Origin of the sequence: Paucibacter sp. Y2R2-4, assembly GCF_025717535.1 — a bacterium.
Lineage (GTDB): Bacteria > Pseudomonadota > Gammaproteobacteria > Burkholderiales > Burkholderiaceae_C > Paucibacter_A.
Genome location: NZ_JAJIRO010000003.1, coordinates 763,944 through 778,112, shown reverse-complemented (window position 1 = coordinate 778,112; position 14,169 = coordinate 763,944). Strand labels below are relative to the sequence as shown.

The window sequence follows — 14,169 nt, the reverse complement described above, 5'->3', positions numbered from 1 at the left end:
AGAACACAGTCACCCCCTGAAGAGGGTAAAAAGTATAAAAATCAAGACTTGAATTTATGATGTGCTAGTTTTGGCTCCCCGCCAGAATGCTTGCATTTTCGATTCAACTCTACTACGTCCGGGGCGAAGAATGAAGTATCTGGCATTGGCGGCCGCACTTGTTTTGGCATTTCTATTGGCCGCTTGTTCAAGCGTCAAAGCTCCGCTGTCAGCAGAATCTGCGGCGCTCGAAAAAGACTTGGACAGTTGCCGGAATTCAAGCCTTGCAGAAGTGCCGCCCAAAATGGTGGTGGTCACGCCGGCATTGACCTTGCCTGACCAACTGAAATGCACTTCAGGTTCCATGGCCGGCTCTACTTACTGCGTCACCATTCCTGGCATTAAATACCCAGCCATTGAAGAAGACCTCAATGTCGAAGCTAGGGCGCAGGTTTTCAGCGCCTGCTTGATGGTCAAGCGCTACGCCGAACCTGATTGGCGCGCCAACGCGAGCCACAAGCTTGGCGATCGCCCCTCGAATGATGTCGAACGAACAAGCGCTCAATTGAACTCCACCAGTTTCGAAATCGAAACTAAAGGCCGCGCTTCAGGCGGCACGGCGACTCTGGGGGGGCCACTTCCTCCAGCTTGGCTGGGCACCAAGGATTGCGATGTTTGCCCTCGTATGGTGACGGTCCCGCCGGGAAGCTTCAAGATGGGCAGCGCCTTGGCAAGCACCGAGCAGCCCATTCACACCGTCAAGGTGCGCGGCTTCTTGCTGGGCAAATATGAGGTTACCCAAGCGGAATGGACAGCCATCATGGGGAGCAACCCCAGCGCCAACAAGACTTGCGGTCGCAACTGCCCTGTGGATCGCGTCAGCTGGAGCAGTGCCCAGGAATTCATCAAGCGGCTCAATAGTCGCACCGGCTTGAACTACCGCTTGCCCAGCGAGGCGGAATGGGAATATGCCGCCCGAGCGGGTCGCAACAGTTTGCCGATGGAGCAAGAAGTCGAAACGCTCAGAAACTTCGCCTGGTACAACAGCAATAGCGGTGGCGAAGTTCATCCCGTTGGCCAGAAAATTCCGAATGCATTTGGTCTGCACGATATGCAGGGCAACGTCTGGGAATGGGTCGAAGACGTCATGCACCAGAACTACCAAGGTGCCAGCCCGATCGGCCAGGCCCGTCAGGTCGGCAGCACTCCGGAACAGCGGGTACTTCGTGGAGGCTCGTATTTCGACAACCCCAAATTCTTGCGCGCCAGCCACCGCAATGCCGACACGCCGGATGCCGCTTATGTATTCTTCGGTTTACGCCTCGCTCGCGATCTGGAACCCAGCACCTTGAAGGCCGAGCAATCTGGCCCGGAAAACGCCAAGCCCCAGTAAGAAGGCGACGCGAAGTGACGGGCAGCGTGCTGACTCAAACTGAGCTGAGCGCCCATCACTTGAGCGCCGCTGAAAAACTCAGTCTGCTCAGGCCTGCCAATAGTTCGAGTCAAACCTTGATGTAGATCTTGCGCCGGTCCATCTGATCAACGATCAAGGCCCAGACCGCCACAAAAGCCAAGGCAAAAGCGAGCGACTGCCCAAAAGGCCCCACCAAGGGCAAGAGCCAGGCGAAGCCATTTGCATAGAGCGGCGCCATCAAGCCGAAGCCTTCCAAGACCACGGTGCACATCCAAGCCCCAGCATAGGCAGCAATCGCATTGACGCCGAAGCTGCGGCCAATCGCCGGCGCGCCCGACTTATCGATCAGATGGTGCGCCAAGGCCAGAGTCAAGGCGCCCAAGCCGCCGGTCCACAAGACAAAGGACGAGGTCCACAACTGCTTGTTCAAAGGCAGGAACTCGGCCCACAACAAACCGCCACCAGCGCTGAGCAGGCCCAACATCAGCAGGTTCTGCAGCTGACCGCGGCGCAAAAAGTGGCCGGCTTGCAACCCCAGCAGGCTGGTGGCCAGGGCGCCCAAGGTGCTGACCAGGCCCTCGGGGTCATGACCAATGCCTGTGTTCGCGGCCCACTCATAGGCAAAGCGGCCGAACAAGGCTGCATCCCACCGCGAAGCGATATTGCCAATCTTGTCCAGGCTTCCGCCCCAAGTCAGCAGCGCCGCATAGCCGGCCAACAAGGCCGCCAGCAGCAGAAGCTGCAATCTTTGCTTCAGATAGATCGCGACCAGCCCGGTGAAGGCAAAGCAAATACCGATGCGCTGCAAGACGCCGGGGATGCGAAATTCCGGCTTGCTCATCAGCCACCAAGACAGGGCATGTAGGGCCAGCCCCAAGGCGATGATGCGCAAAGAGCGCACCAATACTGTCCTGGCCATTGGCGCTTGTGGCGCTTGGGCGTCAATGCGCGCGCCAAAGGCCAAGGCGATGGAGACGCCCACGATGAATAAGAAGAAGGGGAAGATCAAATCCGTCGGCGTGCAACCATGCCAGGCCGCATGCTCCAGCGGCGCATAGACATACCCCCAATCGCCAGGGTTGTTGACCAGCAGCATGGCCGCCACGCTCAGGCCACGCAGCGCATCCACGGAGGCGAATCGTTGGTTGTTGTTTGGGGTGGCACTCATCTAAAAATCCAGGCTCTCAATCAGAAATCACACAGGCTACTCAGCGCCGGCTCGGCCGCAGGCACAGTGTCCATTTGGGCAATGCCCTTCGCACGCAAACGTTGAACTTCCGCCTTCACCTGCTTAGGGCTCAAGACCTGATTGTGGGCATGAAAAACCCAGTCCACGTCTTGCTCGTAACTGCGCGCCTGCTCGGTCTTGGGCAACAAACCGCCGGGCGAGAACCAGAGATTGAAGTTGATCGACATCGGCGTCACCGGGTAGGTGCGACCGCCATGGGTGGCGATTTGCCGGCCATCCAGAAACAGTTTCACGCGCCCTTCGGACACCTGCATCATCAGCTCATGCCAGCCGTTCAGGCTGCCGAACTCTTCGTGTTGCTGGTTGTGCGCCTGCCAAGGCTCGAGTTGCACCGTCTGCCAGGCAATGCCGTAAAGCCGCGTCTTCTCGCTGCCCCAGCCGCCGTTGGGCAGGTACTCCCAGTCCATCTCGCTGAACTCAGGGTCAAAGTCATGCTTGAGCGGCGTGACCGCGTAAAAAGTCTGAATCACCGGGTCGCCATCCACACCTGCCACCGGCGCATCGGTGAAACGGATGCGAGCGGCATAAGTGCCCTCCAGATACTTGCGCGCATGGCAGAGCTGCGCTTGGCGCGTGCCCTCGCTGCTGCCATCGGTGCTGGCGCTCAAACGCAGCACACGGTTGCCCTTCAGGCTCGGGTCTTCATGCAGGCTGAATTGCTCGGCGCTCCACTGCGCACCGGGCACGCCGGGGTGGCCGGCTTTGCTGCGTGGCGTCCAGCCCTTGGCCGTCAGGGCCGGCACATCGGCGTAATTGAAGTCGTCAAAAAAGATCTGCGTCGGCTTGGGCTGCGCGGCGTTCGCCACGGTGTTCAAGCAAAAAAAGGCGGCCATCGCGGCCGCCTTGCTGAAGGTGTTCATCTTGAACATAAGGATGTATGGCCTTGGGGCAATCAGGAGGTCACAGCCGCTGCGGCCGAATCGGCCTTGTTCTCAGGCGCCGACTGCGGCTTGGGGAACTTAACGAAGAACATCAGCACCAGGGCAGGAACACCGCAGGCGATGGTCCACAAGAAGAAATGCTGATAGCCCATGGCCACCTGAATGTCGCCGCTGATGGTCTTGGAGAAAATAAAGCCCAGCTGCATCACCCCAGAACCCAAGGCGTAATGCGCAGTCTGGAACTTGCCCGGTGCCACGGCCTGCATGATGTAGAGAATCATGCCGACGAAACCAAAGCCATAACCAAACATCTCCACTGCGACCGCAGCGCTGATGTGGAACATGTCTTGCGGCAGACTCAAGCTCAGGTAGTAGAAGGTGACATTCGGCACGCCCATCATCAAGATCAGAATGGGCATGGCGCGGCGCAGACTCAGCCAGGACGTGAAGTAGCCCCCCAGAATGCTGCCCACCAAGAAAGCCGCTGTACCGACCGTGCCGTAGACGCCACCCACCTGTTCGGTGGTCAGCCCCAAGCCGCCCTTCTCGCGCGCTTCAATCAGGAACAAGGGGCCGATGGTCTGCACCTGGCCTTCGGCAAAGCGGAACAAGACGATGAACAGAATCGCCAGCCAGATGCCCGGCTTTTGCAAGAAGTCACCAATCACCTCGCGCAGAGTCTTGGCGACCCCGGCCACGCTGATGTCGGCGGTTTCGGTATTCAGCGTTCCCGGCAAGGCCCAAGCGTTGTAGCTGGCCAGCAGAGCCAACAAGACGGCCAAGAGCACAAAGATGATGGACCAAGCATTGAAGACGCCAAACTGCTTCTCCAAGTGGCCGGCCAAAACCAACAAGCCACCCAGAGTCAGGAATTTGGAGGCATTGAAGAAGGCGCCTTGCCAGCCCGCGTAAGCCGCTTGTTGCTTGGCATCCAGCGCCGCCATGTACAGGCCGTCACAAGCGATGTCATGCGTGGCCGAGGCATAGGCCAGCACGAAGAGCACGCCGATGGCCGCAGCAAACCACATCGGCAATTGCAGCGCCAAAGCCAAGAGGCCAAGGCCGGCGGCGCCAGTGAACTGCATGGCCACCACGATCAGCTTCTTGCTGCGTGCCAGCTCTAAGAAGGGGCTCCACAGCGGCTTGATGGCCCAGGCCAGTCCCAGCAGGCCGGTCCAGCGGGCAATCTGGTCGTTCTCGACGCCCATATTCTTGAACATCAGGCCGGCAATCAGCATGACGACAAAAAACTGCATGCCCTGCACAAAGTACAGGCTGGGCACCCAGTGGATCGGGTTGCGCGTGGGCGCGCTTGGGGCTGGTTCCTGGCGGCTCATCACCGGTCTCCTCTTGTTCTTTGAATCTCTGGGCCCGAGAAAGTTCAGTCGCTAAAAACCGAACTCAGGCGCCCAGTTGCACCGGGCTTTGCGCCGTGGCTTGCAAGTCACCTTGCAACCATGCTTGCAAACCGGCCAAGGCGCCATCGGCATAACCCCAGGTGACTACGGTCGGGCCGGGCACATCCAAGGCTTGGAAGGGGTTCCACAAGACCAGATGCAGATCCGGCCGCCACTGCTTGGCGTTTTCGGCATAACGCATGCGGTGCGTAGAGGCGACGATATTCAGTCGCCCATCGGCCGGCACCGAGGCCCAGTCCAAGGCCAAGATGTCGTCAACGTATTCGACCTTTGCATTGGGGAAACCGGCAAACAGGTCGACGATCTGCTGACCCGATGGGCCGGCTTCAGACACGCCGTCGGTCGGCACCTCGGGCTGCACAAAGACCCGCAGCGCCGCGTCCTTGGCGGGAGCCTTAGCACCGCGCAAGGCGGTCAAGCCGCTGGCCCAAGCGGCGCGCATCAGTTGATCATCGGCCTGGCGAGGTGCGCCGGTGTAGTCATCGTGACGCACAGGGTAAGCGGCGGCCAACTTGTCGAGTCGCGCGCAGGCCACACGGCCTTGCTCTGCCGTCAGCTCACCGCGTGCAAACGCATCCTTCAAGGCTTGTATGGACTTGCCCTGCTCTTCCAGGTCACCCTGGGCCAGGATCATGTCTGCACCGGCCTGGATGGCCATCACGGCCGCGCGGGCATAGCCATAGCGCTCGAAGATGGCCTTCATCATCAGCGCATCGGTGATCACCACGCCGTCGTAGCCCCATTCATTGCGCAAGATGTCGCGCAAGATCTTGGTGGACAGCGTCGCGGGGTGCTCGGGGTCGATCTGCGGATAGACGATATGCGCCGTCATCACCGCAGGCGCTTCGTCACGCAAGGCCTTGAAGGGGCGCAACTCCAGCGCGTCCAGCTCGGCGCGGCTCTTGTCCACGGTGGGCAAGGCCAGGTGCGAGTCCACATGGGTGTCGCCATGGCCGGGGAAATGCTTGACGCAACAAGCCACGCCTTCCTTGAGCGAGCCGCGCATCCAAGCACCGGCCAAACGCGTCACATCATCGGCGTCTTCAGAGAAGCTGCGCTCTGCGATGACCGGGTTGGCCGGATTGTTGTTGATGTCGAGGACCGGGGCGAAGTTCCAGTTGATGCCTATGCTGGCCAGGCCGCGAGCGACCGCCGCGCCGACGTTCTCGGCTTGCTGCTCGTCATCCGCCGCGCCCAAGGCCATTGCTGAAGGGGCTTGCGGCAAGAAGGTGGCGCGCACCACCGAGCCGCCCTCTTGGTCGAGGCCGATCAGAGCGGTGGGGCCCATCACCTCGCGCAGATCGCGAGTCAGCTGGCGGACCTCGGCCTCGGTGCCCAGGTTCTTGCGGAACAGGCAAACAGCGCGGACTTGGTTCTCGCGCAGGAAGGCCGCCGTCGCGGCGTCCAGAGACTTGCCCTGGATGTCGACCATGACGAGCTGGCCGGGATGAAAAGCAGTCATGACGGTCGGGCTCAGTTGGTCTTGGTGACTTTGGCCAGGTGCGGTGGCGAATCCGGGTTGCGGCCGCGCGCGCGGGCCAGCGCTTCCACCATCGGGTAGAAGCTCTGCACCACGGCGATCGGGTCCAGATCTTCATTGCCGGTGCAGCTCAAAGGCAGCTCGGCGCCGGGTGTGCCTTCTGGTGCAGCCAACAGCACGCGCGCACCACGGCCGCGCATTTCTTCGGCCAGGGCCAGCAGGCCGGCTTGGGCCGGGCCGCGCGGTGCGAACACCAGCATCGGGTAGCCTTCTTCGACCAAGGCCATCGGGCCATGTTTCACTTCGGCGCCCGAGAAAGCCTCGGCTTGAATGCCGCAGGTTTCCTTGAACTTCAGCGCCGCTTCCATGGCGATGGGCAAGCCGGTGCCGCGGCCGATGACGAAGAGCTTGTCGGCGTTCTTCAGCACATCGACGGCCACATCCCAACGCTGTGCAGCGGCTTGTTCCAGCGCTTGCGGCAGCTGTTGCAGGGCGGCTTGCAGGTCTTCGTCACCACTCCAGGCGGCCACCACGCGGGCGCCGGCCACCAGCTGAGCGATATAGCTCTTGGTGGCAGCCACGCTCAGCTCGGGGCCCGAGCGCAGCGGGAACACGAACTGGGCCGCATCGGCCAAAGGCGAGCTGTCGGCGTTCACAAAAGCCACCGTGCGGGCGCCGCCTTCACGGAAAAACTTGGTCGGCGCCACCAGATCGGGGCTCTGGCCCGACTGCGAGAAGGCCAGCGAGACCAGACCGTCGCAGACGATCTTGCTTTGATACAGCGTCACCAGCGACATCGGCAGAGAGGTCACCAGACGGCCCATGCGCGCCATCATCAGATAGGCCATGTAGTGGGCGGCGTGGTCGGAGCTACCGCGCGCCACGGTCAGCAAGCTGGTCGGCGGGTTGTCGCGCAGGGCCTGGCCGAGTTCGGCATAGGCGTTTTGATCGTGGGCCAGTTGGCGGGCCACGGCGGCCGGCGCCAACAGCGCCTCTTCTTGCATCTTGGATGCGTACTTAGTCTCAAGCGAGGTCAATTTCTTCTCCTTCAACGACCACGCGTTGCAACTGCAGGGCGCGATCCATTACCACCAAATCCGCCCAAGCCCCAACGGCCAGCTGGCCGCGATCACTCAAACCCATGTATTCCGCCGCATAGCTGGACACCCGCTTCGACGCGTCTTCAATTTCCAGACCCATGCCGACCAGATTGCGCAGCGCCTGGTCCATCGTCAGCGTGCTGCCGGCCAAGGTGCCATCGGGCAGGCGCACGCCGCCCATGCACTTGGTGACCGTGTGGCTGCCCAGCTTGTAGTCGCCATCGGGCATGCCGGCGGCGGCGGTGGAATCGGTGACGCAGAACATGCAGGGGATGGAACGCATCGCCACGCGAATCGCGCCCGGGTGCACATGCAGCAGGTCGGGGATGACTTCGGCATAACGGGCATGTGCCAGGGCGGCGCCCACCATGCCGGGCTCGCGGTGATGCAAGCCGGTCATCGCATTGAACAAATGGGTGAAGCCACCCGCGCCCTGCTGCAGCGCGGCCACGCCATCTTCGTAAGTGCCGGCCGTGTGGCCGATCTGCACTTGGAAGCCCTCGGCGCGCAGCTGCGCAATCAACTCCAAGGTGCCGGGCAATTCCGGCGCCAGCGTGATCAAACGGATCGGTGCCAGCGCGTGCAGCGCATGGATCTCTTCCAGACTGGCCGGCTTGGCAAAGTCGGGCTGTGCGCCCAGCTTGGCCGGGCTGATGTAGGGGCCTTCCAGATGCACACCCAGCACGCGAGCGCCGTTCTTGGCCCGCTCGCGGCACACCGGCGCCAGCGCGGCAATGGCCTTGCGGATGTCTTCCAGCGGCGCGGTCATGGTGGTGGCCAAGAGCGAGGTCGTGCCGTGGCGCACATGCAGCTTGGACATCTGCAGCGCGGCCTCGCCGCCCTCCATGGTGTCGTGGCCGCCGCCGCCGTGCACATGCACATCGATGAAACCCGGCAACACGATGGGCAAGGCCACCGCGTCATGCCGAACTTGGCTTTCGCTGACCGGCTCACCCTCGATGCGGGTGATGCGGCCGTTTTCTTGTTCAATGAAACCGCGGACAAAACCCTGCGGCGTCAGAACATAGCCATCGATGTGCTGAAAAGAAACCATGCCCCGTCTAAGCCTCGCCTATGCCTCGCGTCGCATCTCGGCGACAAAATCGTAGTAATCGCTGCGGCAATAGGAATGGGTCAGCTCCACCGCATGACCGGACTCCAAATACCCCACCCGCGTGATGAACAAAACCGCCTGACCGACCGGCACTTCCAAGAGACCGGCCAGCTTGCTGTCTGCATTGATGGCGCGGATGTGCTGCAAAGCGCGCACCGGCGCCACACCCAGCGTGGCCAAGTGTTCGTACAGCGAAGCCTGCACCGCTTGGGGATCGGGCAAGACCGCTTCGGGCATCACCGTCACTTCGTAATTCATCACCACCGAGTCGGCCAGACGCAGGCGCTCCAGCCGCGCCACGCGCTCGCCGGTGCCCAGGCCCAAACTCAGTTGTTCATCGGGTGCAGCGGGCGTGAAGCCGCGCGTCAGCCAGCGTGAGCTGGGCTTGAAGCCGCGCTGATGCAGTTCTTCAGAAAAGCTGGTCAGGCGCGACAGCGGCTGCTCGAGCTTCGGTGCGATGTAGTTGCCCGAGCCGCGCTTGCGGATGATCAGCCCCTGCTCGACCAGGCGATCGATCGCCTTGCGCGCCGTCACGCGCGAGAGCTCCAGGGTTTCGGACAAGACCCGCTCCGAAGGCAAGGCCTCGTCAGCGTGGTATTCGCCCTGGCGAATCGCTTGCGCTAACTTGTGAGCCAGCTGCATATACAGCGGCGAGGCGGCATCAGGATCGGCTTTGAATTGAAAGGCCATGATGGTCAGATTTCCCTACGTTGAAGTGCGATGCGGACGAGGTGCAAAGCACCCTCGGCAGAGTCGCCTTGGGGCGACACGCAACGGGCACGAATAGTGCCTGAGAAATCAGCCGCCATTCGCTGGGCGATGCTGCCGCACAGCGCCAATGGCAATTCAGATGTGGGATCCAGCGCCAGCGCCAGGCTTTCCAGCTCGGTCACGGCCTCGGCGACAAAGCCGGCCGCCACCGGGTCGGTGGGCGCGGCGTCAAAGACCAAGCGCGCCAAGCTCGCATAACCATGTTGGCCTGCGGAGGCGCACCAGGCCAGGATTTGCGTACGATCGCTGCCGGCCACGCCCCAAACGGCGCGTGCCAGCGGGCTCACTTCAGCGCGGCCATCCAGCGCTTTTTGCGCATGTCGCATGGCGCGCAGGCCCAACCAAGCGCCGCTGCCTTCGTCGCCACAAATCCAACCCCAGCCGCTGGAATAAGCACGCGAACCATCACGGCGCAGGCCTTCGCCCACCGAGCCCGTGCCCGCCGCCACCACCAAGCCCGGCTGGCCGCCATGAGCGCCCAGCAAGGTGGTGAAACCATCGTTGTCCAGCGCCAGCAAGGCATAGCCTGGTTGCAAGGCCAAGAAAGCCTCGACCTGCTCGACCACACCCGCGCCCGACAAACCCAACCCGATCGCGCACTGCGCCGGGTTCAAGGTCGGCAGCCCGGCCTGAGCCGCAGCAGCCTGGGCGGCCTCTTGAATATGGCGCCAAGCCTGCTCGGCGCCCTGCCCCAGGGCCGAAGGTCCGGCCTCGCCTTGCCCCAGCAAGACACCCTTCAAATCAGCCAGACGCACCCGCGTGCCGGTGCCGCCACCGTCCACCCCTAAGAGGTATTGAACAGCGCCTTGGGCTTGACCGAGGATGCGGGTGGAGGAGAAGTCGATTTGAGGCCACATATTCATACCAGTCTAATACCAAAAATAAGGCCAGTCAACGCAACTGGCATTGGTGTTTACCTTGGGTTTTCCCTTGGAAGTTGCTCAGTTTTCAGAGGCGGGCGGCAAGTCAACTCAGGGTCTTACATACCAGTTCAGCACCAAGTTGCGGCTATCCTTGCGGCTATCCTTGGCGCTGTGCCGCTGCGGTGGATGTTTGCCGCCCCCATTCCCGAACCCATCGCCTCGCCGTGATCGACGCTTCTATTTCTTCTGGTGCCCATGGCGCCTGTGACGCCTCCAGCACGCTCAAGCGCCTGTCCACCGTCGCCAAGCGCCACCCGGAGAGCGCCTTGCTGCGCCTGGCGGCCTTGGAGCGACAAGCCCGTGCCGCCGGGGAACTGGCGGTGGCGGCCGATGCGCTTTGTGCGCGCTTTTATTTGCTGGAGCACCGCGGTCGCGCCCTCGAGCTGCAAGCCGCCCTGACCCAAGCCGAGCGCGAGTTGACGGCTGAGCAGGCGCCGCTGCAGGTGGCGCGCTTGTGCGAAGCGCTCGGCCGCTTGGCCTATCAGCAAGGTGAATACAACGAGGCCACCGAGCAATGGCGACGCGCCGCTGACTTGGCCGCGCAACTGGGCAACGCTCGGGTGGGCGCCGCCGCGCGCATCGGCCTGGGTCAAATTCACTACGCTTTTGGCGACTGGGAACATGGTCGCGAAGTGCACGGTGAGGCCGCCGCCTTGCTGGGCGCAGCGGATGACAGCTATTTGGCTGCCAAGCTTGCTTTGAATATCGGCGTGGGCCACTTTGAAACCCATGAGTTGGACGACGCCGAGCGCCACTTCAGCCACGGCTTGGCCGCCGCGCGGCGCGGCCAGCATCGCGAGTACGAAGCCGAGGCGCATTGGCAGCTGGCGCGTGCAGCCCTGGCGCGCGGCCGGCTCGACTGGGCCACCACCGACTGCCGCATGGCCCTGAGCATCGCCAGCAAGCTGGGCCACAGCTGGCTGGAGGCCGCCGCCAGCCGCAGCTGGACCGATATCGCCTTGGCGCGCGGCGACCAACTGGGCGCCATCCGCAGCACCGAGCACGCCCTGCTCTTGGCCGAGCGCATCCACTCACGCCCGCAGCAAAGCCAGGCCCATCTGCAACTGGCCAAGCTGAAAGAAGCGCGCGGCCAGAAAGAAGCCGCCCTGCGCCATCTCTGGCAGCACCAGGCCCTGCAAGCCGAGATCGAGCGGCTCAGCAGCGCCGCTCATTTGCCCGGCCAGTCCGCACCTCAAAAGCGTGCGGACGAGATGCTGCTGGCCTTGTCCAACCAGCGTTGGCGCTTGCAAGAGCCGGCTGATTTACAACGCGCCTTGCAACAGCTGTGCGCCGCCAGTGCGCGCATCTTGCCGCTGTCGCAAGTGATGTTCTGGTGGACCGAGCCGCTGACAGATGACACGGGCTCAACGCCCGACGAGACCTTCCCTCGCCTCGACCCAGCGCCCCTGCAACCCTATCTGGACTGGCTGGCGGGCCAAGCCTTGCCCCATGCGCAAACCAAGCGCTCAGGCGCCCACCCACATGAAACCTTGATCGCCCAATCGACGCTGCTCGCCGCCAAGCGAGCGACGCTGTCGCCTGCGGGCGCTGTGCTGCCCCTTCGCCTGGAGTTGCCGCTACTGGTGGGCACCCAGATGGTCGCCTTGCTCTGGTTCCTGCCCAAGCAAGAAGAGCAGGACTGGAGCAGCCGAGAGCTTTTGCAAGCCAGCCACTTGGCGCGTCTGTTTGAAGCGCTGCTGAGCCGGCGCTGAACCCAGTCGCTACAAAGCCCAGCTGATCGCCCGACCCTGCTGAGCCAACCAGTCTGCCGCCAGAGAAAAATGCCCGCAGCCGATGAAAGGCACGGGCGGCCGCAAGGCCGACAGTGGCGAGGGGTGGTTGGCTTGCAAGATCAAATGCTGCGGGCCGGCGGCGGCGATCAAGCCCGCCTTGGCCTGCGCATACGCGCCCCAGAGCATGAAGACCTTGGGCGCTGACTCTTGCGCTACCGCTTGCACCAAGGCATCGGTCAGCGCCTCCCAGCCGCGCTTGGCGTGACTGGCCGGCGCGCCCTCTTCCACCGTCAAGCAGCTGTTGAGCAGCAAGACGCCGCGCTCGGCCCAAGCACTCAGGCTGGGCGACATCGGCGGCTGCTGACCCAGGTCGCGCTGCAGCTCTTTGAAGAGATTGCGCAAACTGGGCGGCGGCGCCACGCCCTCCGGCACCGAGAAGGCCAGGCCCTCGGCCTGGCCCGCGCCGTGATAGGGGTCTTGCCCCAAGATCAGGACCCGAGTCTGAGCCAGTGGCGTGAGACGCAGGGCGCGAAAGGGCTCGGGCGGATAAATGGTGGCGCCCGCCGCAGCGCGCTCGGTCAGAAAAGCCTGCAGCTGCTGGCCGGCCGGGCTAGCGCGCCAGGCGTCGAGGAGCGGCCGCCAGCCGCCATCGACCTGGGCCAGGCTCGCCGCCAGATTCATCTCACGCAAAGAAATCAAGCAAACAGGGCCGCCAAGGCCACACCCGGGTCCGGCGCGCGCATAAAGGCCTCGCCCACCAAGAAGGCATTGACCTGGGCCGCACGCATGGTCTGCACATCGGCCGCATTCAAGATGCCCGATTCGGTCACCAACAAGCGATCCGCCGGCACGTCTTTCAGCAGACCCAGCGTGGTGTCCAGCGTGACTTCAAAGCTGCGCAGATTGCGGTTGTTGATGCCGACCAGCGGCGTCTTCAAACGCAGAGCCCGTTGCAGCTCGGCACCGTCATGCACCTCGACCAGAACGTCCATCTTCAAGCTCAGCGCCACCGCCTCCAGATCAGCCATTTGCGCGTCCTCCAAGCAGGCGGCGATCAGCAAAATGCAGTCGGCCCCCATGGCCCGGGCCTCAAAGACCTGGTACTCATCGACCATGAAGTCCTTGCGCAGCACCGGCAGCTCACACGCGGCGCGCGCTTGCTGCAGATAAGCCACCTGCCCCTGAAAAAACTGCTCATCGGTCAGCACGCTCAGGCAGGCCGCGCCGTGTTTGGCATAGCTTTCGGCAATGGCGGCGGGCTGGAAGTTCTCGCGCAGCACGCCTTTGCTGGGCGAGGCTTTCTTGATCTCAGCGATCACGGCGCTTTTGCCCGCGGCGATCTTGGCACGCAGGGCGGCTTCAAAGCCGCGCTGATCGTGCCGAGCCTCCGCCTCATCACGCAAGCTGGCCAGCGACCTATGCTGACGCGCCCGCGCCAGCTCCTCATGTTTGACCGCAACAATGCGGCGCAAGATGTCAGACATGGCAATCAAGCCCTCAATAGAACAAATACAAAGGCATCAAACGAAAGTCGAGCAGAGCCATCATCCAAGACGGCTGTCCGCCCTCAGTCCGACCACACGTAAACCAAGCCGCTTGGCCAAGCCCTCGGCCAAACGGTTCAACTGATCAGCATCCGCCCGGCTCATCGGTGCGGCCTCAAGAAGCGTCGCCAAAGGGCCTCGCTTTGGGTGCGTCAACTCGATCACGGCCCCATGGCATAGCACGCCCAGTTCTGAAGTTAGCTCGATAGCGACTTGCTCAGCTTGCATTTCGGGCACAAGGCGAAGCCCCGGCAAATCGATACGCCATCCCGCTTGAGGACGCCGCTGCCGAACAGCCCACCAAAGACAAAAGAAAGGCAAGGCCAACACGGCAAAAGGAAACCAAAGAAATGCCAACTCTGTCGGCCACCCCGACATCAGCGGACCCAAGAACAATCCCTTGATCCCCTTTTTGAACTCTGATTTGGCCCACATATCGCGTCGAGACAGAAACAAATCTGAACTTCCAGACTCGAGTTGTGACAGCAAGTGATATTGCTGTGGCGGCCTAAAACTCAGTATCATGATTTCCTATTCCTTGTCGCCGGAAGCATATCCCGCAC

14 protein-coding genes are annotated in these 14,169 nt (G+C 62.5%); 2 read left to right on the top strand and 12 right to left on the bottom strand.

Features of this window, described 5'->3' with window-relative positions; all coding sequences use genetic code 11:
* Positions 1 to 54: 54 nt before the first annotated feature.
* Entirely contained in the window at positions 55 to 345 is a 291-nt protein-coding gene (locus tag LNV06_RS14805; RefSeq protein ID WP_263539054.1) for a hypothetical protein, read from the bottom strand.
* Between LNV06_RS14805 and LNV06_RS14800 the strand changes: the two genes are divergently transcribed.
* Positions 344 to 1,372 (top strand): formylglycine-generating enzyme family protein, encoded by a 1,029-nt coding sequence (locus tag LNV06_RS14800; protein ID WP_263539053.1) that lies wholly within the window; start codon positions 344 to 346, stop codon positions 1,370 to 1,372. The genes LNV06_RS14805 and LNV06_RS14800 overlap by 2 nt on opposite strands.
* Positions 1,373 to 1,481: 109 nt before the next feature.
* On the opposite strand, the gene LNV06_RS14795 is transcribed toward LNV06_RS14800, so the two are convergent.
* The 8 genes from LNV06_RS14795 to LNV06_RS14760 all read right to left on the bottom strand — a co-directional run bounded on the left by LNV06_RS14795 (position 1,482) and on the right by LNV06_RS14760 (position 10,269).
* Complete coding sequence (locus LNV06_RS14795; protein WP_263539052.1) at positions 1,482 to 2,561, bottom strand: acyltransferase family protein; 1,080 nt, start codon at positions 2,559 to 2,561, stop codon at positions 1,482 to 1,484.
* Between the two features lie 20 nt (positions 2,562 to 2,581).
* Positions 2,582 to 3,511, bottom strand: a complete 930-nt coding sequence (locus LNV06_RS14790; protein ID WP_263539051.1) for a glycoside hydrolase family 16 protein — start codon at positions 3,509 to 3,511, stop codon at positions 2,582 to 2,584.
* A 23-nt stretch (positions 3,512 to 3,534) separates the two neighbouring features.
* A complete protein-coding gene (locus LNV06_RS14785; protein ID WP_263539050.1) occupies positions 3,535 to 4,860 on the bottom strand; it encodes an MFS transporter in 1,326 nt (441 codons plus the stop codon).
* Positions 4,861 to 4,924: 64 nt separating this feature from the next.
* A complete protein-coding gene (gene nagZ / locus LNV06_RS14780; RefSeq protein ID WP_263539049.1) occupies positions 4,925 to 6,403 on the bottom strand; it encodes a beta-N-acetylhexosaminidase in 1,479 nt (492 codons plus the stop codon).
* An 11-nt stretch (positions 6,404 to 6,414) separates the two neighbouring features.
* Positions 6,415 to 7,425 carry an SIS domain-containing protein gene (locus tag LNV06_RS14775; RefSeq protein ID WP_263539149.1) on the bottom strand — a complete coding sequence of 337 codons (1,011 nt, stop codon included), beginning with the start codon at positions 7,423 to 7,425 and terminating at the stop codon, positions 6,415 to 6,417.
* A gap of 19 nt (positions 7,426 to 7,444) precedes the next feature.
* Positions 7,445 to 8,575 (bottom strand): N-acetylglucosamine-6-phosphate deacetylase, encoded by a 1,131-nt coding sequence (gene nagA / locus LNV06_RS14770; protein ID WP_263539048.1) that lies wholly within the window; start codon positions 8,573 to 8,575, stop codon positions 7,445 to 7,447.
* Positions 8,576 to 8,593: 18 nt separating this feature from the next.
* A complete protein-coding gene (locus LNV06_RS14765; RefSeq protein ID WP_263539047.1) occupies positions 8,594 to 9,325 on the bottom strand; it encodes a GntR family transcriptional regulator in 732 nt (243 codons plus the stop codon).
* A gap of 5 nt (positions 9,326 to 9,330) precedes the next feature.
* A complete protein-coding gene (locus tag LNV06_RS14760; protein WP_263539046.1) occupies positions 9,331 to 10,269 on the bottom strand; it encodes a glucosamine kinase nucleotide-binding domain-containing protein in 939 nt (312 codons plus the stop codon).
* 224 nt (positions 10,270 to 10,493) lie between these two features.
* On the opposite strand from LNV06_RS14760, the gene LNV06_RS14755 reads away from it, so the two are divergent.
* Complete coding sequence (locus tag LNV06_RS14755; RefSeq protein WP_263539045.1) at positions 10,494 to 12,041, top strand: tetratricopeptide repeat protein; 1,548 nt, start codon at positions 10,494 to 10,496, stop codon at positions 12,039 to 12,041.
* A gap of 9 nt (positions 12,042 to 12,050) precedes the next feature.
* On the opposite strand, the gene LNV06_RS14750 is transcribed toward LNV06_RS14755, so the two are convergent.
* Genes LNV06_RS14750 through LNV06_RS14740 form a run of 3 tightly spaced genes read right to left on the bottom strand, consistent with a single transcriptional unit; the run spans position 12,051 to position 14,131 of the window.
* Positions 12,051 to 12,743, bottom strand: a complete 693-nt coding sequence (locus LNV06_RS14750) for a uracil-DNA glycosylase (protein WP_263539148.1) — start codon at positions 12,741 to 12,743, stop codon at positions 12,051 to 12,053.
* Positions 12,744 to 12,757: 14 nt separating this feature from the next.
* Positions 12,758 to 13,546 (bottom strand): indole-3-glycerol phosphate synthase TrpC, encoded by a 789-nt coding sequence (gene trpC, locus LNV06_RS14745; protein ID WP_263539044.1) that lies wholly within the window; start codon positions 13,544 to 13,546, stop codon positions 12,758 to 12,760.
* A 60-nt stretch (positions 13,547 to 13,606) separates the two neighbouring features.
* Positions 13,607 to 14,131 carry a hypothetical protein gene (locus tag LNV06_RS14740; RefSeq protein WP_263539043.1) on the bottom strand — a complete coding sequence of 175 codons (525 nt, stop codon included), beginning with the start codon at positions 14,129 to 14,131 and terminating at the stop codon, positions 13,607 to 13,609.
* Positions 14,132 to 14,169: the final 38 nt, after the last annotated feature.